General features: G+C 40.8%; 12 protein-coding genes. 2 read left to right on the forward strand and 10 right to left on the reverse strand.

The window, feature by feature from the left end:
• Positions 1-444 precede the first annotated feature (444 nt).
• The 4 genes from yedF to exbB all read right to left on the reverse strand — a co-directional run bounded on the left by yedF (position 445) and on the right by exbB (position 4877).
• Positions 445-684 (reverse strand): sulfurtransferase-like selenium metabolism protein YedF, encoded by a 240-nt coding sequence (gene yedF, locus AABS66_RS11030; RefSeq protein WP_206084545.1) that lies wholly within the window; start codon positions 682-684, stop codon positions 445-447.
• Positions 681-1895, reverse strand: a complete 1215-nt coding sequence (yedE, locus tag AABS66_RS11035) for a selenium metabolism membrane protein YedE/FdhT (RefSeq protein WP_206084790.1) — start codon at positions 1893-1895, stop codon at positions 681-683. Before yedE ends, yedF begins: the two co-directional genes overlap by 4 nt.
• Positions 1896-3519: 1624 nt before the next feature.
• Positions 3520-3945, reverse strand: coding sequence for a TonB system transport protein ExbD (gene exbD, locus AABS66_RS11040; RefSeq protein WP_206084544.1), 426 nt, complete (start codon positions 3943-3945; stop codon positions 3520-3522).
• 5 nt (positions 3946-3950) lie between these two features.
• The gene (gene exbB, locus AABS66_RS11045) at positions 3951-4877 is read right to left on the reverse strand and encodes a tonB-system energizer ExbB (RefSeq protein ID WP_430224916.1); all 927 of its coding nucleotides are present in this window, start codon (positions 4875-4877) and stop codon (positions 3951-3953) included.
• Between the two features lie 430 nt (positions 4878-5307).
• Between exbB and metC the strand changes: the two genes are divergently transcribed.
• Both metC and AABS66_RS11055 read left to right on the forward strand, forming a co-directional pair.
• Positions 5308-6492 (forward strand): cystathionine beta-lyase, encoded by a 1185-nt coding sequence (metC, locus tag AABS66_RS11050; protein WP_206084542.1) that lies wholly within the window; start codon positions 5308-5310, stop codon positions 6490-6492.
• A 150-nt stretch (positions 6493-6642) separates the two neighbouring features.
• On the forward strand, positions 6643-7311 hold the full coding sequence (locus tag AABS66_RS11055; protein ID WP_206084541.1) for a DedA family protein: 669 nt from the start codon (positions 6643-6645) through the stop codon (positions 7309-7311).
• Positions 7312-7349: 38 nt separating this feature from the next.
• On the opposite strand, the gene AABS66_RS11060 is transcribed toward AABS66_RS11055, so the two are convergent.
• The 6 genes from AABS66_RS11060 to fkpB form a co-directional block, all read right to left on the reverse strand.
• Entirely contained in the window at positions 7350-8375 is a 1026-nt protein-coding gene (locus AABS66_RS11060; protein WP_272538976.1) for a MerR family transcriptional regulator, read from the reverse strand.
• Between the two features lie 168 nt (positions 8376-8543).
• Positions 8544-11765, reverse strand: coding sequence for a carbamoyl-phosphate synthase large subunit (gene carB / locus AABS66_RS11065; RefSeq protein WP_206084539.1), 3222 nt, complete (start codon positions 11763-11765; stop codon positions 8544-8546).
• A 13-nt stretch (positions 11766-11778) separates the two neighbouring features.
• Positions 11779-12942: a glutamine-hydrolyzing carbamoyl-phosphate synthase small subunit gene (gene carA, locus AABS66_RS11070; RefSeq protein ID WP_272538975.1), complete on the reverse strand. Its 1164-nt coding sequence runs from the start codon at positions 12940-12942 to the stop codon at positions 11779-11781.
• Between the two features lie 444 nt (positions 12943-13386).
• Positions 13387-14208: a 4-hydroxy-tetrahydrodipicolinate reductase gene (gene dapB / locus AABS66_RS11075; RefSeq protein WP_206084537.1), complete on the reverse strand. Its 822-nt coding sequence runs from the start codon at positions 14206-14208 to the stop codon at positions 13387-13389.
• A gap of 299 nt (positions 14209-14507) precedes the next feature.
• Positions 14508-15461 carry a 4-hydroxy-3-methylbut-2-enyl diphosphate reductase gene (gene ispH / locus AABS66_RS11080; RefSeq protein WP_206084536.1) on the reverse strand — a complete coding sequence of 318 codons (954 nt, stop codon included), beginning with the start codon at positions 15459-15461 and terminating at the stop codon, positions 14508-14510.
• A complete protein-coding gene (gene fkpB / locus AABS66_RS11085; protein ID WP_206084535.1) occupies positions 15442-15912 on the reverse strand; it encodes an FKBP-type peptidyl-prolyl cis-trans isomerase in 471 nt (156 codons plus the stop codon). The genes ispH and fkpB overlap by 20 nt, the downstream gene beginning before the upstream one ends.
• Between the last annotated feature and the right edge of the window lie 19 nt (positions 15913-15931).

The raw sequence follows: 15931 nt of genomic DNA on the forward strand, positions 1-15931 counted from the left end.
TAAATAATTTGTGTTGCAGCTAGGCGACCACCGAACAAGCTCTAGGAGCATACTAAAGTATGTGACTAGAGCCTGTGAGTGCAGTCAACAACGCGGCGGCAAGAATTCATCTCGTCAATCAACGAATGATATGACCTATCATACCGCCAAGATACCCTAAATAATTTGTGTTGCAGCTAGGCGACCACCAAACAAGCTCTAGGAGCATACTAAAGTATGTGACTAGAGCCAGTGAGTGCAGTCAACAACGCGGCGGCAAGAATTCATCTCGTCAATCAACGAATGATATGACCTATCATACCGCCAAGATACCCTAAATAAATTGTGTTGCAGCTAGGCGACAATCGAATAGGCTCTAGGAGCATACTAAAGTATGTGACTAGAGCCTGTGAGTGCAGTCAACAACGCTGCGGCGCAAAGTATGACGGGTATCTCGGGTATCCGTTATTTTTGGATTAAATAACGTATCGTCGGCCCATCTTGCTGGATATCCAAAACCGTATAGCCGTAGTTTTTTGCATCTAACGGAATATTATTAATGGATTGTGGGCAATCGCTTACCACTTCCAATATTTCGCCACTTTTTAGTGATGGCATCGCTTCTAATGTTGCGACTGCAGGGTATGGGCAAGGTTCGCCGACCATATCTAAACGATAATCAGGGATAATTTCTTTCTTACTCATATTGCCTCCGCTGATGTTTGCTGTGATTTTTGTGTACGCTTACGGAAAAAGTGCTTCTCCCAGACTAACATCAGCACAAAAGCCACCGCCAATAATGCATACGTCACCAACAGACCACCTTGTGGCCCAAAGGTCTCTAATAAATTCACTTTGTCAAAATCGGTCGCTAACCAAGGGCCTAAATCATCCCAATAATAAGCGAGGATAGTGGCACCAATAATATTACCAAAACCAACCCACCAATAGTGAACCTGGCCTTCCACTGCTCGGTACATCCAACCTGTTTCACAGCCACCCGCTAGGACAATACCAAAACCAAATAGTAAGCCGCCAATCACTGCATTTGGGCCTGCCCATAAAATTTTAGGTGTAGCCCCCAATTGAACATAGCTAAAGATACCAATCGCACTGACAGCCATCCCAATAATAATGGCTTTAGCCATATGGGTTCGACCGGTGATCCATAAATCACGAAAAGCAGAAGTAAAACAAATTTGAGCTCGTTCAATTAATAAGCCGAAGCCAATTCCACAAAGGATAGCAAAACCCATCACTGGAGAGTCAAGCAAGGTATAAAAACCCCACGCCAATGCTAAGGTAAAAATAATCATCCCTAACTTAAAGCGTCGTTTCGCCACATCATGATTTTGCGTTAATGGTGATGCCGCACTGACTTTTTTCAGTTTGACTGGGATCCTAAACATCGGCATCAATGTAAACTTAGCGCCAAAATATGACCCTGCCGCAGTCGCAACAGCGAAATACCATGCGTGTAGAGAAAACTGAGGGATCCCAGTAAAGAATGCTGCCAAATTACATCCCATCGCTAAACGCGCACCAAATCCAGCAATAATACCACCAAGAATAGCTTGGAAAATGCGAATACGATGCTGTGGCATTCGTAATTTAATATTATTGGCCCAAAGCGCTGCGGCAAAACACCCCGCAAACATACCAATAATCATGACGCCATCGATACGATCAAGTGGTGATCCTTCAAAGCCAATGACTTTGAAATAACCCCACGTTTCTGGATGAGCGCCAAAGAGTTGCATAATGTGTCCACCCCAGCGAGTGAACTCACCCGTAACGGCCCAAAATGTACCCGTTAAGCCAAAGTAGTAGGTTGATAAAATACCTGCGGCAATCACTGCGGGCAAAGGTTTCCAAAAACCGATGAGATAGTGAGATTTGAAATCAGACCAAGTCATTGTTACATCCAATTTATTCACGCCAGATCCTGGCAGAGAAATTCGCCGTTGTATAATTATCTTTATAATCTGTTATATCGATGCCCCACAGCGAAGTGAAAATATCATACGCGGATATTTCTTTTCGTGAAGTTCTTTTATCAAAAAATAGGGAAAAGATTGATTTTCTGCATTATTAAGGGACATTTGGTGCTAGATTGGCGGTTATTCCATTCTGATTATGTTATTGGTGCGAAAAAATACACATTTATTATACGATAAAATATTGAGTAAAAAAAAGCGTTACCTTAAAGGTAACGCTGGAAATGTAGTCTTATTTTATCTATAGAGGAGTATAATATGAAATTGCCATTTCTGGCTTCGCTTGCTATGCGTAGTCTGTAGTCAGCCCATTTGACTCCAGTAATAACATTCATGTTGACTCAAAAATATAATGTTCTACCTGAGTTACCCAATTAAGTAGTTATATCTACTTTTAATATAAAGCCTAAAATCTTGCTAATCTAAATTATTTTTAAAATTAGCATGGCTTGATTATTTCCCTAGCTCGAGTAAATTTCAAAAATAAATAACTTGGTATAATAAAATATTTAAAAGTGTTTCCAAATGTTATTGATTGTATTATAGCCTAACACTTAGGTTGCGCAAGTGTTTTTTTGTTTAACTTAAGAAGTCATCTAAATTTAATTAAATAACTAAATATCAAATAGTTAAAGAAATCAAGCAACATAAAACGCCTATTGTTAAGATATTACAATCTATTTACATATATACATATTTACTATTCATTCACTATTTACTTTATATTTAAATTAAATATATTTATATTATTTTAAATATAAAGTGCTGATGTAAATATATTCAAAATAAATACTCGATTCTAATTTCATAAAAAATATTTACATAATCATTATCTTTCTTCGAAGTAAAAATAATCCTTTTTTTATTTACATCCATATACCTATTCTATCAAAACTAAATTTCCCCATAAAAAACAATCATTTTATCTAAATTTTAATTTTTTAATTTACCCATGTGATTTATGTGGTTTAATTATTATATTGATAAAATAGTCATTATTAATAAAACCATTCAAATATAATGGTTTATTTTTTGTTATGTTTTGTTGGTTTAATCACATTGAAAGTAGTCAAATACACCCTATTTCAGACTACACTAAGCTACATTTTCAATGAAAAACCGCATTAAAAAAAGAAGCTCAGCTTATAATTGAGTCAAAAATGTCACGTTGAAATACGGTTTCATTCAATTACCTTATCTGAAGCCAGATAAAAAATATCGAATATTCATCAGTTATTTTAATATACTTCTTGTTTTATCACTTTATCTTAGCGCTAAATACCCCATAAGAGAGTATTTTACATGCGACTAAGGCTCTGTCCTCTCAATCAAACACAAATAAAACGCGTGAATATAGGATAAAAATCTTTTAATCATGATTTAATCATACAAATAAAGATGACATTACACAGAATAATTAGCATTCGATAGAAAAATCAGGCAGCTATACACTCGCTTTGATGCACTTTTGTTTGATTCATAAAAAACGCGCTTTATCCTTAAAGATAAAACGCGTGATAACCGCTGATATCGTTGATATTGACTATTTAGACGAAGTAGCTTCCATTCCAACTAAGCCAATTTTTAGATAACCCGACTGGCGTAATGCATTCATCACATCCATCATCGTTTCATAATCAACACTTTTATCTGCTTGGAAGAAGATCGTTGTTTCTTTATTTGAACTTGTTGCTTGGTCAAGTGTTGCAGAAAGCTGTTCTTTTGATACAGCTTGATCGCCAATAAATAACTGGCTATCCGCTTTAACTGTTAAGAACACAGGTTTTTCTGGCCGTGGCTGCGGCTTCGCGGTTGAAGCAGGTAAGTCAACTTTAATATCTACAGTTGCCAAGGGAGCCGCGACCATGAAGATAATTAATAAAACCAACATCACATCGATAAACGGTGTTACGTTAATTTCATGCATTTCACCGCTATCATCTTGTTCGTCACCTAAACGCATTGCCATAATAATTACCTTGCTTTGCTATTTGCCAGATCAAGATCACGCCCTAATAATAATGCAGACTGTGCAGCCACATCCCCTACCTGACCACGGTAGTTATTAATCATTCTGGCGAAAATGTTATAAATTACCACTGCTGGGATCGCAGCGATAAGACCAATTGCCGTTGCAAGAAGTGCCTCTGCGATACCAGGCGCAACCACTGCTAAGTTAGTGGTTTGTGAATGAGCGATCCCGATAAAGCTATTCATGATGCCCCATACCGTTCCAAACAAACCAACAAAAGGAGAGATAGCACCAATAGTCGCTAAGTAACCATTACCACGGCCCATATATCGGCTGATTGCAGCAACGGCCCTTTCAAGGCGGAATGACGTCCGTTCTTTCGTACCAGACAGGTCGGTACTATTTTCCGATAACGCTCTTTCTGTTACTGCTTCATTAAGCAGCATTCGTGTAATACTATTTCCTTTGAAACCTTCAGCAATTTTCACGGCTTCATCAAGGGATTTCACTTCTGCGATCGCTTTCGCTTCGTCTTTTAAACGACGACGAGCAACTAAAATTTCGAGGCCTTTAGAGAAGAAGAGTGCCCATGTAATGACTGATGCAATAACCAAACCTATCATCACCGTCTTCACGACATTATCCGCATTTTGGTACATACCCCAAACAGATAAATCCTGATCAAAACCCCCTGTTGGCGCCTCTGTCGCAATTTCGATATTTTCATTCACAACAGCAGTATTGACTGCAGGCTCAGAAGATACGGGAGCAACTTCACCATTTGGTGCTGTAATTGGCGCCGCAGGATTTGCAGCAGGTGTCGATGATGTATTTTGAGACGCAGCTGGTGTTGTTGCTGGTGTGGTTTCAGCGACCGCCGTCCCCATCAAGCCGAACGCCAATAGAATAGAAGCTGTTAGTTTACGCATCAGTTGGCCTTTACTCTCTTTTTAGTGTTGTATAAAAAAATTCATATCGATGATTGTGCCATTCATCGACTAACCTTTAAAAGCGAAATTTAACTCGCGCTGTTCGTCTCTTTTCAAAAAGACGGTGCTGATGATATCAAAGACAGCGCGAATTGATAGTAATTATCATTAGTATTCACAAATTTTTTTATATTTTTTGTTCTCAAACAATGAAGTCCACGCCTATTACACGGGTATTGCTTGTTTATTCTTATTAATGCAATAAAGGTATTCAATGGACAAATATACTCCCCCCTTCTTCTATACCAATACGATTTATTGAACTTTGTAATACTGAAGAAAACTCAAGTTACATTTCCCCACGAATGCATTAACGTCATAGTATCCACGCCTCTGGATAGGCTAAATTTGAAACCATAAAGGAAAGATCATGGCAAACACCAAACCAGAAACCCAATTAGTGCACATTGGTCGGAACCCTAAATTCACACAAAAAGGTGTAAATCCTGTCATTCAACGAGCATCTTCGATTATCTTTGACACGCTTGAAGAAAAACGTCATGCAACTCGGCATCGTGCGGATGGTGTGCTTTTTTATGGCCGCCGAGGCACACAAACCCATTTTGCTTTCCAAGAAGCCATGGCTGAATTAGAAGGTGGAGCAGGTTCTGTACTTTACCCATCAGGTGCTGCTGCCATCACCAATGCAATCTTATCCTTTATTTCTGCAGGAGAGCACATTTTAGTCACAGGCTCCGCTTATGACCCAACACAGAATTTTTGCGACCATATTTTAACCAAATTACAGGTTAAAACGACCTACTTTGACCCGCTCATTGGCGAAAAGATTACAGATTTGATTCAACCGAATACGCGCATTGTCTTTTTAGAATCTCCAGGTTCAATTACCATGGAAGTCCACGATTTACCTGCTCTCGTTCAAGCTATACGTAACAAAGCACCTGAAATCATCATTATGATTGACAATACATGGGCAGCGGGTGTCCTGCTCAAACCTTTATTGTTCGATGTGGATATTTCAATACAATCCGCAACAAAATATATTAATGGGCATTCTGATGGCATGTTAGGAGTCGCAGTAGCAAATAAGCGCTGCATCGAAACTTTACGTGAAAATTCATATCTGCTTGGGCAAACCGCAGACCCCGATACCGTTTATATGGCTAATCGTGGTTTGCATACCCTCCCTACGCGCCTAAAACAGCACCAAGAAAACAGTATACAAGTAGCAAACTGGCTGCAAGAACGCCCCGAAGTCGAACAGGTTTTTCATCCAGCCCTGCCAACTTCGCCTGGTCATGAATTCTTTATTCGGGATTTTTCAGGGTGTAATGGCTTATTTTCTTTTCAACTTAAGTCACGCCTATCCACTGAACAGTTCGCTGCTTTTATCGAAAATTTAGCTCATTTTAAAATGGGGTATTCATGGGGTGGATTTGAATCGCTAATTTTAGGTTACCAAAAAGAAGATTTACTCAGCATGAGACAATATGATTTTCAATTGAACGAAGGGACTTTTTTCCGTGTTCACGTGGGGCTTGAACACCCACAAGATTTAATTGATGACCTACAATTGGCTTTTGAACGCATTTAAAATAAAAAATGAAAATTGCGGAAAACACTAAAATGTTTTCTGCAATTCATCGACTAATGAATGAATACCCCCAAACAAATCAAACCCAATCTTATTTTTTCCTGTAATATAAATAAGGAAATTCGCTTTTAGACAAATACAGGAATGATTATGGAAGTCCTACGCGAAATCGTACTAGCGCTTTGGGATCACGATTTCCTAAAACTCTCCAACCCCGAAGTACTTTGGGTTATTTATACCGTACTTTTTGTTGTTATTGTTTTGGAAAATGGGGTTCTTCCCGCCGCTTTTCTGCCTGGAGATACCTTGTTAATCCTTTCTGGCGCATTAATCGCCAAAGGAGTTTTGCACTTTATCCCAACCATTTTATTGCTCGCCACAGCTGCGAGTTTGGGTTGTTGGTTAGGGTTTATGCAAGGTAGATGGCTCAGTGAAACGAAAACGGTCAAGCGTTGGCTAGCCCAAATTCCTGATGAGTATCATGCAAAAGCAAATAATATGTTTAATAAACAAGGTTTATACGCCTTACTTATTGGTCGTTTTTTAGCTTTTGTTCGTACATTATTACCTTTACTTGCAGGGCTCTCTGAATTAAGCCATCGCCGTTTTCAGTTTTTCAATTGGCTAAGCGGACTTTTGTGGGTAGGTATTATCGTTTCTTTAGGCTATGCCCTTAACCAAATCCCGTTTGTAAAAGAGCACGAGCAAGTGGTTATTAGCGCATTAATGATCATCCCTGTTATCTTATTAATTAGTGGATTAATTGGCTCTATTGTGATGTATTGGAAACACCGCAAGGCATTAAGTAGCAATAAATAACACAAATATCTATGGCCGCAATATTGCGGCCACTTGCATTATTTCCCCATCAAAATATTCACCGCTGAAAATAAATATTGCCCGATTTCTGGCGTCATCCAAGTACCTTGAGAAACTTTAGGCTCTTCACGGTAAACTGTGCGGATCTTTTCCTGAATGATAGGGTCACCTCCAGTGAATTGAATAAACATGTCTAACCATGTACGAGCCAGCACTTGTACTTCAGGTGAGTCTGGAGATTTATGTGCTTTCAATGCATTATGCAGCCCAGCAATCAGCTCAGGCCAAACTTGCCCCGCAGTAAAATAATGTTGCCGAACAAGCGCAAACTGCTCTTCTGTTAAATGGGGCTTAAACAGCGCTAATTGATATTCACTAAACCCTTGTGCAACAAATTGGATCATTGACTCAGAAATACCTGATGAATAAGCTAACGCGTTGTCTGTTAAGTGAATTTTATTCAACCTTGCAAAAAAATCTGGGTTTCCACCCGTATCTCTTTCTAGAGCGACCATCCATTCATACCCCAGTTGCTGTGCTTCAATTGATTGAGGTGTCATACCTTGTTGCATTAATGCATTCACCGCCGCCACTCGTTGCTGCCACTCTTGGTTTTTCAGCGTATGTGCGGTGTATAGCGGTAATTGTTCTAACTCTTGCGGTGTAAAATATTTATCAAACATCGTCATCATCTCCAATACAGAGAACCAATCGACCTGAGTTGAGGTATCGCCCATTTGCATCTGTTTTTGAAGTTGCTCCAACCGAAAACGCAATGTTGCCATTTGCTGCATTTGTTCAGTTAATAAAGCAATTCGTTCCTGCAGAAGGTTTGTCATATCTCCACTCTGACCATCCAATATTTCACCGATGTTTTTGAGTTTGACTCCAACTTGGCGCAGTAATTGAATTTGCGTTAATCGCTCAATACATTGCATGTTATAGAGTCTGTAACCTGCATCGGTTCTTGCAGTTGGAAGCAATAAACCAATTTCTTCATAATGATGAAGTGTTCGGATGGTTAACCCCGTTTTTTCCGCGATTTCACCCACTTGAAATAGCATACGTTCCTCCTGTAAGTGAGACTGAGGTTACGGCCTCACGTTACGTGAGAGTCAATGACCATTTTGCCTTTTTTTATTTTTTTTGCACCTTTCCCCCTCAAGTAAGCAATATATAAAAAAAGCCCCAGTCGGCAGGCTACCGCTGGGGCTCAATTCAATACGCGTTGATTACTTAATCAACGCGTGCATCTCTTGGACTGAAATCACTTTTTCAGTCGGATCTGCACTCAGTGACATTGTGGTTGCAAAACCACCATTCAACGTCGTGTCATAGTGAACCTTATACTGCAATGCGCTACGACGGATTAGTTTTGAGTCTTCAATCGCTTGACGCCCTGCGGTTGTATTCACGATGTAATCGTACTCACCATTCTTAATTCTATCTTGAATGTGTGGGCGACCTTCATGTACTTTGTTAACTAAGCGCGGGTTAATTCCTGCTTCACCAAGAACAATCGCCGTACCGTGCGTTGCATCTAGCTCGAAGCCATGTTTTAGCAATTTAGCCGCTAAATCAACAACGCGAGTTTTATCGCCTTCACGCACGGACAACAATGCTCGACCTGATTTTTTCATGGTTGAGCTGCTACCTAACATCGCCTTAGCAAACGCTTCTGCAAAAGTACGACCAACTCCCATGACTTCCCCTGTTGAACGCATTTCAGGGCCAAGAATTGGGTCAACACCTTGGAATTTGTTAAATGGCAGAACCACTTCTTTGACTGAATAGTAAGGAGGAATAACTTCTTTCGTCACACCTTGCTGGGTCAATGTCTGGCCAACCATAACACGAGCAGCCACTTTTGCCAGCGGTACGCCCGTTGCTTTTGAAACAAATGGGACAGTTCGCGCAGCACGAGGATTCACTTCAATCAAATACACTTCGTTATTTTTGACTGCGAATTGAACATTCATTAATCCACGTACACGTAATTCGAATGCTAAGCTGCGAACTTGCTCACGCATCACATCCTGAATTTCTTGGCTCAGTGTATACGCTGGCAATGAACAAGCAGAATCACCAGAGTGAACGCCCGCTTGTTCGATGTGCTCCATGATCCCGCCAATCAGCACCATTTCACCATCACAAATCGCGTCAACATCCACCTCTACAGCGTCATCTAAGAAACGGTCAAGTAGTACTGGTGCATCATTTGAGACACTGACTGCAGTTTGGAAATAACGGCGCAGGTCGATTTCATCATACACGATTTCCATCGCACGACCGCCGAGAACATATGATGGGCGTACAACGAGTGGATAACCAATTCCAGCCGCTTTTTCAACAGCTTGCTCAATCGCTGTCACCGTCGCATTTTGCGGTTGTTTTAAATTCAAACGATTAACCGCTTGTTGGAAACGTTCGCGGTCTTCTGCACGGTCAATCGCATCAGGGCTAGTTCCAATGACAGGAACACCGGCGGCCTCAAGTGCACGTGCCAATTTCAGTGGCGTTTGACCACCATACTGTACGATCACACCTTTTGGCTGCTCAATACGCACAATTTCTAGCACATCTTCGAGCGTAACAGGTTCGAAATAGAGACGGTCAGACGTATCATAGTCAGTTGAAACGGTTTCTGGGTTACAGTTAACCATGATAGTTTCATAGCCATCTTCACGTAGCGCGAGTGAAGCGTGCACACAACAATAGTCAAACTCAATACCTTGACCAATACGGTTAGGCCCTCCCCCCAGAACCATCACTTTTGGCTTGCTATGGTTTGGGTTGGATTCACACTCATCTTCATACGTGGAATACATATAGGCAGTATCGGTTGCAAACTCAGCAGCACAGGTGTCAACACGCTTATAAACGGGGTGCAAATCATAACTTTGGCGTAATTTACGTAGCTCAGCTTCTGATACACCAACTAAACTTGCTAGGCGTGCATCCGCAAACCCTTTACGTTTTAATACGCGTAAGAAATCTTTGGTTAAGCCGTTGATACCTAACTCCGCAACTTCTTCCTCTAGACGCACCAGCTCTTCAATTTGTACTAAGAACCAGCGGTCAATGTTGGTTAAGTTGAAGACACCATCAACGGACAAGCCCGCTCGGAATGCATCTGCAATAAACCAGATGCGTTCTGCGCCTGCATCTTTTAATTCACGACGAATGCGCGTCAGTGCTTCAGGGTCATCCTGTTCAACTTTAGGATCAAAACCTGTTGCGCCCACTTCTAAGCCGCGTAACGCTTTTTGCATCGACTCTTGGAAAGTGCGGCCAATCGCCATCACTTCACCCACCGATTTCATCTGCGTGGTTAAACGGTCATTGGTACCCGCAAATTTCTCAAAGTTAAAGCGTGGAATTTTAGTCACAACGTAGTCGATAGAAGGCTCAAACGAAGCAGGTGTACGGCCACCAGTAATATCATTCATCAGTTCATCGAGGGTATAACCGACCGCCAGTTTCGCTGCAATCTTCGCGATTGGAAAGCCCGTCGCTTTAGAAGCTAGCGCTGACGAGCGAGAAACCCGCGGGTTCATTTCAATAACAATTAAGCGCCCATCTTTTGGATTAACCGAAAACTGAACGTTTGAACCCCCCGTCTCAACACCAATTTCGCGTAAAACTGCCATCGAGGCATCGCGCATGATTTGGTATTCTTTATCTGTTAAGGTTTGAGCGGGTGCAACGGTGATTGAGTCACCAGTGTGGATCCCCATTGCGTCAAAGTTTTCGATTGAGCAGACAATAATGCAGTTGTCATTTTTATCGCGAACAACTTCCATTTCATACTCTTTCCAACCAATCAATGACTCATCAATTAATAATTCATTGGTTGGCGATAAATCTAAACCGCGCGTACAAATCTCTTCAAATTCTTCACGGTTGTAAGCGATACCACCACCCGTTCCGCCCATCGTAAACGATGGGCGAATAATACAAGGGAACCCCACATCGTCTGCAACGGCATACGCTTCTTCCATGTTGTGAGCAATACCTGAGCGTGCAGTACCTAAACCAATTTTTTTCATCGCTTTATCAAAGCGTTGACGATCTTCGGCTTTATCAATGGCGTCTGCTGTTGCACCAATCATCGTAACGCCAAACTCAGCAAGAACCCCTTTACGCTCAAGTTCAAGCGCACAGTTAAGCGCTGTTTGCCCACCCATTGTTGGTAAAATTGCATCAGGACGTTCTTTTTCAATAATTTTACGAACCACTTCCCAGTGAATCGGCTCAATATACGTCGCATCGGCCATCTCTGGGTCGGTCATAATCGTCGCAGGGTTAGAGTTAACTAAAATGACACGATAACCTTCTTCACGTAAGGCTTTACATGCTTGAGCCCCAGAATAATCAAACTCGCATGCTTGACCGATAACAATTGGACCCGCACCTAAAATCAGAATGCTTTTTATGTCTGTACGCTTTGCCATGATTTGCTCCCGATTATTGTGCGTTTTGACGTGGTGTGGTTTGACGATATTCGTTAATCAAATCAATGAAGTGATCGAATAAATTGGCTGCATCATGTGGCCCTGAACTTGCTTCAGGATGGCCTTGGAAACTAAATGCAGGTTTATCTGTACGGTGAATACCTTGTAGTGTTCCATCAAATAGTGACTTGTGAGTCACACGCAATGTATCGGGAAGTGTAGATTCATCGACTGCGAAACCATGATTTTGTGCCGTGATCATCACAACATCTCGATCCAAATCTTTCACAGGATGATTTGCTCCGTGATGACCAAATTTCATTTTCAGGGTATTTGCACCGCTAGCTAAAGCCAATAATTGGTGCCCTAAGCAAATACCAAAAACAGGGATATCCGTTGTTAAAAATGTTTTAATCGCCTTGATTGCATAATCACATGGCGCTGGGTCGCCAGGGCCATTCGACAAGAAAATTCCGTCTGGATTCATTGCGAGTACTGCTTCTGCTGATGTTGTCGCAGGCACCACCGTTAAACGACAACCACGGTCAACTAACATGCGTAGAATGTTGCGTTTTGCACCGAAGTCGTAAGCAACAACATGCAATGGTAACTCTTCAACTGATTTAGCACCTTGTTGGCCGTTTTCTAGCGTCCATGAGCCTTGGGTCCAACTATAGGCTTCTTTAGTACACACTTCTTTTGCCAAATCTAACCCATTAAGCCCAGAAAAGTTACGTGCTTTTTCTAGCGCAAGCGCCACATCAGGGTTATCTCCTGCAATAATGCACCCATTCTGAGCCCCTTTCTCTCTCAATAAACGGGTCAGTTTACGTGTATCGATATCTGCAATTGCCACAACCTTGTGGCGCTTCAGATACTCGGATAGCCCTTCTTGCCCACGAAAGTTACTGTAAACCAATGGTAAGTCACGAATGATTAAGCCTTGAGCATGAACATTTGGGGATTCTTCATCATCAGCATTAGTGCCGACATTACCAATATGGGGATAAGTGAGAGTAACAATTTGGCGGGAATAGGAAGGGTCTGTAATTATTTCTTGATATCCGGTCATTGACGTATTGAAAACGACTTCTCCAACTGCGGCCCCTTCAGCACCGATGGCACGCCCGTGGAATTGGGTTCCGTCTTCCAGAACCAATATAGCTGACTTAATCAAAACACCCTCCGGAGAATAATAAATCACGTTTTTTGCATATTAATTCAGATTTTGCGATCTAAATCAATGCCAAAATGAGTTTTTAAGCAAATTTTTGGCAAATTGCGCGCATTCTAATGATGAGATAGGGTCTTGTCTAGAAAAAAATGCATTTTTTACACTTTTATCTTACTTTTATAGACAACAACCCCAGTTTACTTAACGTGAGCACTGAAAATGATAGCCAATATGAATAAGTAAACGGTTGCCAAGTAAGATAACTGCACAATTGATAATAACGCAGCTTGAATTGAGATTAAAGGGAAATTAACTCGAATAAAAGTCAGTTTTACAGATGAATTAAACAGAAAATAGTAATTTAAAACAAAATAATAATAAAAGCCATTATAAACCAATAAATAATAAATAATTTATTGATTTATAATGATAATTTAAAATAAAAAATCAAAGATCATCAAGACAAAGCACATCTTTCATATCATATAACCCAGATTTTTTAGAAAAAACCCAAGAGGATGCTTTAATAGCACCATTTGCAAAGGTCATCCTGCTTGATGCCTTATGTGTGATCTCTACGCGTTCGCCGATATCAGCGAACATCGCCGTATGTTCACCAACAATGTCTCCTGCTCGAATTGTTGCAAAACCGATAGTGCCAGCTTCACGCTCACCAGTATAACCTTCACGGGTATATACTGCGCAGTCTTTTAGATCCTTTCCTAGCGCACCCGCAATAGATTCCCCCATAGCTAATGCAGTACCAGACGGAGCATCAACTTTATGACGATGGTGAGCTTCCACAATTTCAATATCGGTGTAAGTTCCCATCACTTTTGCTGCTTTTTCCAGTAATTTAAGGACTAGATTAACACCGACGCTAAAGTTTGCCGCGAACACAATTGGAATGACTTTTGCCGCATCAGCAATAGCTTGTTTCCCTTGTTCATCAAAACCTGTTGTGCCAATAACCATGCCCTTTTGGTTAGCTTTGCAAAATGCTAAATAATGCAGCGTGCCTTCAGGCCGGGTGAAATCAATAACAACATCAAAATCATCAACGACTTTATCAAGAGAATTCGTAATATAAATTCCTAGTTTACCAACTCCTGCAAGCTCACCTGCATCTGCGCCAATCAGCGAAGAGCCTTCTCGCTCAATAGCAGCGCCTAATTGAATGCCATCTTGTTGTTGTGCCGCTTGAATTAACTGCCGTCCCATACGACCACCTGAGCCGACAATCGCAACACGTACCACTGAATTTTCCATGGTTCATCCTTTTTCATTATTGATGCAAATGACTAAATTTAAACTGAGTATCTCACGTGAATATCAATATTTTTCACAAACAATTTAGTTTATTATTGCGTTACAGATTAACCATCATGATGAGATTCTGCCAGTATTAATCGACAGTTATTAACAAAAACGTAGAACGCGGACTGATTATCAGAAAAAGTGTTGATGATAAGAAAAGTAGGAAAGAAAAAATCAGAATAAAAAAGACCGAGCCACCTTGATGATACAAAATGACTCTTTGAATAATATGCTGCTATGTATGCTATGTATTAGTTAATTTCTTTAACTTCGACTCGCAATTCTTTTGGCACTTCAAAAACAATATTTTCTTCACGGCCTTGTAGTTCAACAACAGAGTCTGCACCAAGCTCTTTTAATCTATCAATAACTTGACGAACTAAAATATCAGGCGCTGACGCCCCAGCCGTTAAACCAATAATATTTTTATCCGTTAGCCACTCAGTTTGGATGTCTTCTGCACCATCAATCAAAAATGCAGGTTTTTGCATTCTTGATGCAAGTTCAGCAAGACGGTTTGAGTTTGATGAGTTTTTAGAGCCTACAACTAGCACAATATCTGCACGCTCAGCCAGCTCTCTTGCCGCTTCCTGCCTATTGGTTGTTGCATAACAAATATCATCTTTACGTGGCCCAACAATACTAGGGAAACGTGCGGTTAGTGCATCAATGACATCTGAAGTATCATCCACAGAAAGTGTCGTTTGTGTCATAAACGATAAATTATTTTCGTCTTTAACTTTCAATTTCCAAACATCTTCTGGGCTTTCAACAAGATACATACCACCTTCAGGGTTGCTATATTGCCCCATTGTCCCTTCGACTTCTGGATGCCCCGCATGCCCAATCAAAATCGCTTCTTTACCTTTACGGCTTGCACGAGCGACTTCCATGTGTACTTTAGTCACTAGTGGGCATGTTGCATCAAATAGCATGGTCAAATCACGAGAACGTGCTTCTTGGCGGATAGCTTGTGACACACCATGTGCAGAAAAAATTAAGATTGAACCATCTGGTACTTCAGAAATTTCTTCAATAAAAATAGCACCACGCTGACGCAAATCATCAACTACATAACGGTTATGAACCACTTCATGACGAACATAGATAGGTGCGCCGTATAGTTCTAATGCCCTTTCTACAATGCTAATTGCGCGGTCAACACCAGCACAAAAACCACGAGGGTTAGCCATTAATATTTGCATTGTGATTCTCCAATTGCGGGTCTACTTCAAGCACTTCAATTTCAAAGCTAATTTGTTGCTCAGCGAGTGGGTGATTAAAATCAACAGTGATCGATTCACCTTCGATCGATTTTACTACACCAGGCATTTCGCTGCCATTCATTGCGGTAAATAACATGATAGTCCCAATTTCAGGGATACCTGTATCCATAAAATCACGCAATGAAAAATACTGCACTAAATCAGGGTTATGTTTACCAAAAACAGTATCACCAGGTAATGAAAAATTTTTCTTTTCACCTTCGTTAAGCCCAATTAATTTGGCCTCAAGTTCAGGTGATAACGAATCATTCCCTAACACAAACAACGCAGGCTTTCCTTGTGCGTGTGAAGAATCGGCTGTAGAGCCATCTTCCAATTTCAATGTGAAATGCAGTAAAACTGCGCTCTGAGCCTGTATTTGAGTAGACATAAACCAAACCTATTTTGTC

Origin of the sequence: Providencia sp. SP181, from assembly GCF_050446505.1 — a bacterium.
In the GTDB taxonomy this organism is placed as follows: Bacteria; Pseudomonadota; Gammaproteobacteria; order Enterobacterales; family Enterobacteriaceae; genus Providencia; species Providencia vermicola.

What these genes read in the sequence shown, in the direction of transcription:
- yedF (WP_206084545.1), bottom strand. Translation starts at nt 684, where the DNA reads ATGAGTAAGAAAGAAATTATCCCTGATTATCGTTTAGATATGGTCGGC.
- yedE (WP_206084790.1), bottom strand. Translation starts at nt 1,895, where the DNA reads ATGACTTGGTCTGATTTCAAATCTCACTATCTCATCGGTTTTTGGAAA.
- exbD (WP_206084544.1), bottom strand. Translation starts at nt 3,945, where the DNA reads ATGGCAATGCGTTTAGGTGACGAACAAGATGATAGCGGTGAAATGCAT.
- exbB (WP_430224916.1), bottom strand. Translation starts at nt 4,877, where the DNA reads ATGCGTAAACTAACAGCTTCTATTCTATTGGCGTTCGGCTTGATGGGG.
- metC (WP_206084542.1), top strand. Translation starts at nt 5,308, where the DNA reads ATGGCAAACACCAAACCAGAAACCCAATTAGTGCACATTGGTCGGAAC.
- AABS66_RS11055 (WP_206084541.1), top strand. Translation starts at nt 6,643, where the DNA reads ATGGAAGTCCTACGCGAAATCGTACTAGCGCTTTGGGATCACGATTTC.
- AABS66_RS11060 (WP_272538976.1), bottom strand. Translation starts at nt 8,375, where the DNA reads ATGCTATTTCAAGTGGGTGAAATCGCGGAAAAAACGGGGTTAACCATC.
- carB (WP_206084539.1), bottom strand. Translation starts at nt 11,765, where the DNA reads ATGGCAAAGCGTACAGACATAAAAAGCATTCTGATTTTAGGTGCGGGT.
- dapB (WP_206084537.1), bottom strand. Translation starts at nt 14,208, where the DNA reads ATGGAAAATTCAGTGGTACGTGTTGCGATTGTCGGCTCAGGTGGTCGT.
- ispH (WP_206084536.1), bottom strand. Translation starts at nt 15,461, where the DNA reads ATGCAAATATTAATGGCTAACCCTCGTGGTTTTTGTGCTGGTGTTGAC.
- fkpB (WP_206084535.1), bottom strand. Translation starts at nt 15,912, where the DNA reads ATGTCTACTCAAATACAGGCTCAGAGCGCAGTTTTACTGCATTTCACA.